The organism is Chromohalobacter sp. 48-RD10 (genome assembly GCF_029889785.1).
Taxonomy (GTDB): domain Bacteria; phylum Pseudomonadota; class Gammaproteobacteria; order Pseudomonadales; family Halomonadaceae; genus Chromohalobacter.
This window is the reverse complement of the sequence record NZ_JARANX010000053.1, coordinates 1-5,016: the sequence shown is the minus strand read 5'-3', so window position 1 is coordinate 5,016 and position 5,016 is coordinate 1. Positions and strand designations below refer to the sequence as shown.

The 5,016-nt window shown below is 58.0% G+C and carries 4 protein-coding genes; all 4 read left to right on the top strand.

Features of this window, described 5'->3' with window-relative positions; all coding sequences use genetic code 11:
• Nucleotides 1–313: 313 nt before the first annotated feature.
• The 4 genes from OP496_RS16575 (at nucleotide 314) to OP496_RS16560 (ending at nucleotide 4,855) form a co-directional block, all read left to right on the top strand.
• Entirely contained in the window at nucleotides 314–1,072 is a 759-nt protein-coding gene (locus tag OP496_RS16575; protein ID WP_280564899.1) for a 3-deoxy-D-manno-octulosonic acid kinase, read from the top strand.
• Nucleotides 1,057–2,898 (top strand): DUF3413 domain-containing protein, encoded by a 1,842-nt coding sequence (locus tag OP496_RS16570; RefSeq protein ID WP_280564898.1) that lies wholly within the window; start codon nucleotides 1,057–1,059, stop codon nucleotides 2,896–2,898. The genes OP496_RS16575 and OP496_RS16570 overlap by 16 nt, the downstream gene beginning before the upstream one ends.
• An 87-nt stretch (nucleotides 2,899–2,985) precedes the next feature.
• Nucleotides 2,986–3,774: a glycosyltransferase family 2 protein gene (locus OP496_RS16565; protein WP_280564897.1), complete on the top strand. Its 789-nt coding sequence runs from the start codon at nucleotides 2,986–2,988 to the stop codon at nucleotides 3,772–3,774.
• Nucleotides 3,775–3,778: 4 nt separating this feature from the next.
• A complete protein-coding gene (locus OP496_RS16560; protein WP_280564896.1) occupies nucleotides 3,779–4,855 on the top strand; it encodes a glycosyltransferase family 4 protein in 1,077 nt (358 codons plus the stop codon).
• Nucleotides 4,856–5,016: the final 161 nt, after the last annotated feature.

The window sequence follows — 5,016 nt, the reverse complement described above, 5'->3', positions numbered from 1 at the left end:
CTCGCCGACCGCGCTCGGCGAGAATCACCACCCGATAGCCCAGCGCCTTCAATGCCGTCGCCTGCTCAAAGGCGTTGCGACTCGCACCAGTACTTTTTTCCACCTGGCGAATGGCAATCACGGCTAACGGCGCTTGCGAGTCTTCAGTCACAACAGTTTCCTTGCAATATTCGATGGATGCCGAACGGTGCGACACGCCGGCATGCGATGGCGAGTTTTCCGGGTTACAATGTGCCCCTGTGGCGCTGATTGGTGCCTACCATGCCACTGGCTCGTTACGGTTTACCCTACGGTCCAACGTTAAGGATTGGTCATGCCATTATCGACCCATCACCATCGGGAATCGTACATCTTATATGATCGGACGCGTCTCTCTCATCCTGAGCAACCGATTCTACCTCCTTTCGGCGAAGCATGGCTCGATCCGCAGGCATGGGACCAGCGAGGTCTAGTGACCGGGTCAGCGCCGGGCCGCGGGGCGAGCCAATTCCTCTCTGTCGACGGCAACGATTGGGTTTTGCGCCCGTACCGACGTGGCGGAATGGCAGCCAAGATAAGTAGAGTAGACTACCTATGGCTGGGCCTGGAAAACACCCGGGCCTTTGAGGAAATGCGGCTGACGCATTATCTATTCGAGCAAAATCTGCCGGTCCCAGCCCCTGTCGCCGCGCTTATCGTTAAACACAGAATGACTTACCACGCGGCGTTGATGACCGAGCGCCTGGCTGACAGTCAGGCACTGGCGGAACGCTTGGCCAATATGACGCCTGAACTGCTCGCTGACGTTGGCGCCACTATCCGCCGTTTTCACGACGCTGGCCTCGACCATGTCGATCTCAACGCCCGCAATCTGCTCGTCGATGCCAATGACCGGGTATGGCTGATCGACTTCGATCGCTGCCGGTTACGCACCCCGGGCCGCTGGCAAGAGGCCAACCTGGCGCGCCTCAAACGTTCACTCGTTCGCTTTTCACCCGCCAATGCGGAACACGCCTTCAAGGCCATTGTCGATGGTTATCGACACGCTACCGGTGACTCACAAGAAGGTGACCCCGCATGCAAGATACGCTGAGACGCCGTTGGCGCAGCACCCTGATTTTTGTGCTTTTGCAACTCCCGCTCGTCTGGCTGATCGCCCTGCGTTATGTGCCTTACCTCGCGATCCCCAACGATGCCATGGGAGTGGCGTACCTGATCCTGACTTGGGTCGGCCATTTCGGCATGCTGGTATTGCTCGCCTGGTTGCCGCTGGGCCTGTTGGCGCTATTGTTAAAGGCGCGCTGGCTATGGCTGCCAGCGGCGCTATTAGGCGCACTCGGGCTATGTGCGCTGTTACTGGATACCGCGGTCTACGCCCAGTACCGCTTCCACGTGAACTACTTCATGGTTTCGCTGTTTCTGAACGACAAGAATGGCGAAATTTTCAGCTTCACAACCTCGACCTGGCTGGTAGTGACTGGCTGCGTGCTGGTGGCCCTAGCAGCGGAAGGCTGGCTCGCCCATCGTCTGATCGCCGGCAAGCGCCGACCACGCTTGCCGGTTGGTCTGAACTGTGGCGTGATTCTACTGGCGCTAATCGGCAGTCACGCGCTGCATCTCGTCGCCGATGCACGCTATGTACGTAGCGTGACGCAACAAGTGGGCATCTATCCACTGCTGTTTCCAGCTACCGCCAAGGACTTCATGGAAAAACACGGTTGGCTCGACCCCCGCGCCGCTCGCGCCGAACGGGCCGACATCAGTGCCAAACAAGCGCAGAATCTCGACTGGCCTAAAAATCCGCTCAGTTGCCAGACCGACGACCCGCCCAACGTCATGGTGGTGTTGATTGATTCCTGGCGCGCCGATGAGTACGGCCCCAAGAATACGCCGAACCTCTATGCCGCACTTCACAAAAGCGGTCGCCGCTATTTGGACCATTACAGCGGTGGTAATGCAACCCGTAACGGGGCAATGAGCCTTTTCTACGGCCTCACTGGTAACTACTACGCCTATCTGGATGATACCCAGACGCCACCCTTACTGATCACCCAGCTACAGAAGCAGGACTACGCGTTGGGTATCTTCTCCTCGGCCAGCCTCGATGGCGTCGGTTTCGATCGCACGATTTTCTCGTCGGTCGATCCGCTGCGATTGAGTACACCCGGTAGCTCGCCTGCGGGGCGGGATCAGAAGATGACCGAGGATTGGTTGAAGTGGCTCGATCAGCAGGAGCAAAAGGACGCGTCACCGTGGTTCGGCATGCTGTTCTACGATGCCCCACACGGCTATGACGTGCCGGCTGATGCCAGCCAGCCTTTCCAGCCATCTATCCAGAATATGGATTATCTGGAGCTAGGTCCCGATACTGACCCAACCCCCTACTTCAATCGACATCGCAACGCCGTCCATTACGATGACGAGCTTCTAGGGCAGGTCATTGACGATCTCAAGGCCAAGGGTGAATGGGAAAATACGATGCTGGTGGTCACCGCCGACCACGGCCAGTCGTTCAATGATTTCGGCAAGAACTATTGGGGGCACAACAGCAACTTCGCGTCACCGCAAACGCATGTGCCGATGATCGTTCACGGCCCCGGGGTCGACCCCGGGCGCGTCACGGGTATGACGAGCCATCTCGACGTCGCGCCAATGTTGATGCGCCATGCTCTCGGCTGCACCAATCCGCTTGCCGACTACGCCCAGGGCGAGGATCTGCTCAAGCCGGGTATCGATCATCCCTGGGTCCAGTCCAGTAGCTACATCGACTACGGCATCATCGAGCCGAATCGCATCACCGTGGTCGATGGCACCGGTCAGTGGAAGATCGTCGACCGCCAGCTTGATCCGGTCGAGGGCGCCGAGTTTTCGCCAGCGGTGTTTGAAGCGATGCAATGGTTTCGTCGGTTCTATCGCTAGCCGTGTCGATGTCACCATGACCAGCACATACAATATGTCCTGTGGCGCTATCAGACACACCTCTTCATCAAAGAATCAGGACTGCTCATGGCCGCCATTACTGGCGTAGTGATCACGCTCAACGAAGCCGACAACATAGATGCCTGCCTGACATCGCTCAACCGAGTCTGCGACGAGTTGATCGTGATTGACTCTGGCTCTCATGACGACACCGTCGCCCGCGCCGAAGCGTTGGGCGCCAGCGTGATTCATCAACCCTATCTGGGGGATGGGCCGCAGAAAAACGTGGGTCCGCGTACCGCGACCCATCACTGGATATTGTCGCTAGATGCCGACGAACGCCTGACTGAAGAAGCGGTCATCGCCATCGAGACACTCAATCTCGAAAGCGACAAGCACGATGCCTACGCGCTACGCCGACGCAATTTCATTGGTAGCCGCTGGGTTCAGCGCTGTGGCTGGTATCCCGATTACTGCATTCGACTGTTTGATCGCGATCGCACAGGCTTTTCCGAGAGTCGTCAACATGCTTCGGTCCAGGCGAAGGCCCCTCAGCGCCTGGATGCCGATCTTGAGCACTATTCATTTGCCAACCTCGGCGAGCTCTTCAGCAAGGCCAGCGGACGTTTTTCCAATCGTGCCGCCAAGATCATGTACCTCAAGGGCAAGCGTGCCAATGCGTTGTCACCGGCACTGCATGGCGCCAACGCTTTCGTACGCAAGTACCTGTTTCAGGCCGGCTTCCTAGCGGGTAGCGACGGTGTATCGGTGGCCCTGTCGGCGGGCATCAACGCTTACTTGAAGTACGCCAAGCTGCTCGAGTTCCAGCGCGATGCCCAGGTGCTAAACGCCGAAGATTTCGACCGGGTATGGTGAGCGCATGGGAGACCGTTCGTTGCATGTTCGACACGTCAATCTGGCCCGCGGCTTTCGTGGCGGCGAGCGCCAGACGCTGCTACTGATAGAGGCGCTGGCACGTCTGGCAACACATCAGGGTGGTATCGAGCAAAGCCTAGTATGCCGTCGTGACTCCCCGATACGCGACGCGCTAGGCAACCTCGACATCGAACTCATCGATGCAGACCACGCTCTCGCCGGGCATTGCCATCGCTCGAGGGCGACCCTAACGCATGCCCACGAAGCCAAGGCCATACACTGGGCGTGGGTTGAGAAAAAGTTGCGCGGTACGCCCTATATTCTCACCCGCCGCGTTCCTCAGCCGGTCAAACCCAAACACTTCAATCAGGTGACCTATCGCGACGCCGCGATGTCGGTGGCCATCTCGTCGATCATCGAGGACCATCTTCGCGAACGTAACTGGTGCCCAGTGACCAAAATTCCCAGCGTTCTATCAGGCCAGCCAAGCGACCCGGTCAAGGTCGCAGCGCTGCGCAAACGCTTTGCCGGCTGCACCGTGATCGGCCATATTGGGGCGCTGGTGGATCGCCACAAAGGACAGCGAGTACTGCTAGATGCGGCGCGTCAACTACGTACGACACATCCACACGTCTGTTTTCTTCTATTGGGCGAAGGCGAAGATGGCGAGGCGCTGAAAGAGGAGAGCGCGGATCTGGATAACGTCATCTGGGAAGGCTTTCATCCAAATGTCGGCGACTACCTTGAGATCATGACGCTGTTCGCTTTTCCCTCACGCAATGAAGGCCTTGGCTCAACACTACTCGATGCCATGGATCACAGCGTGCCTATCGTAGCCAGCGATGTCGACGGCATCCCTGACCTGGTTGAGAACAACGTCAGTGGGATGCTGGTGCCCGTTGATGATGCCGGCGCACTGGCGGACACTTTGCAAGCATTGCTTGAAGACCCAACACGCCAGAAGCGGTTGGCCGTTAGCGCCAGTCAACGCCTATCGGCGTTTACCCCAGGCGCCATGGCCAACGCCTATCTCGCGCTGTATCAACGTCTCGTCGACGCGTGTCAGCCAGCCAATATGTAGGCGACAAAATAATTTTCAGCCGTAATATAGCGTTGATGTACGCCCCAGCCGCGATGCTGCGCAAGCTGATCTTCAAGGGTGGCCTGCTCCAGGGAATGGACGGCATGACGGTCGCATTGACCACGGCGTTTCATGCCTACATGAAATACGCCAAGCTCAAC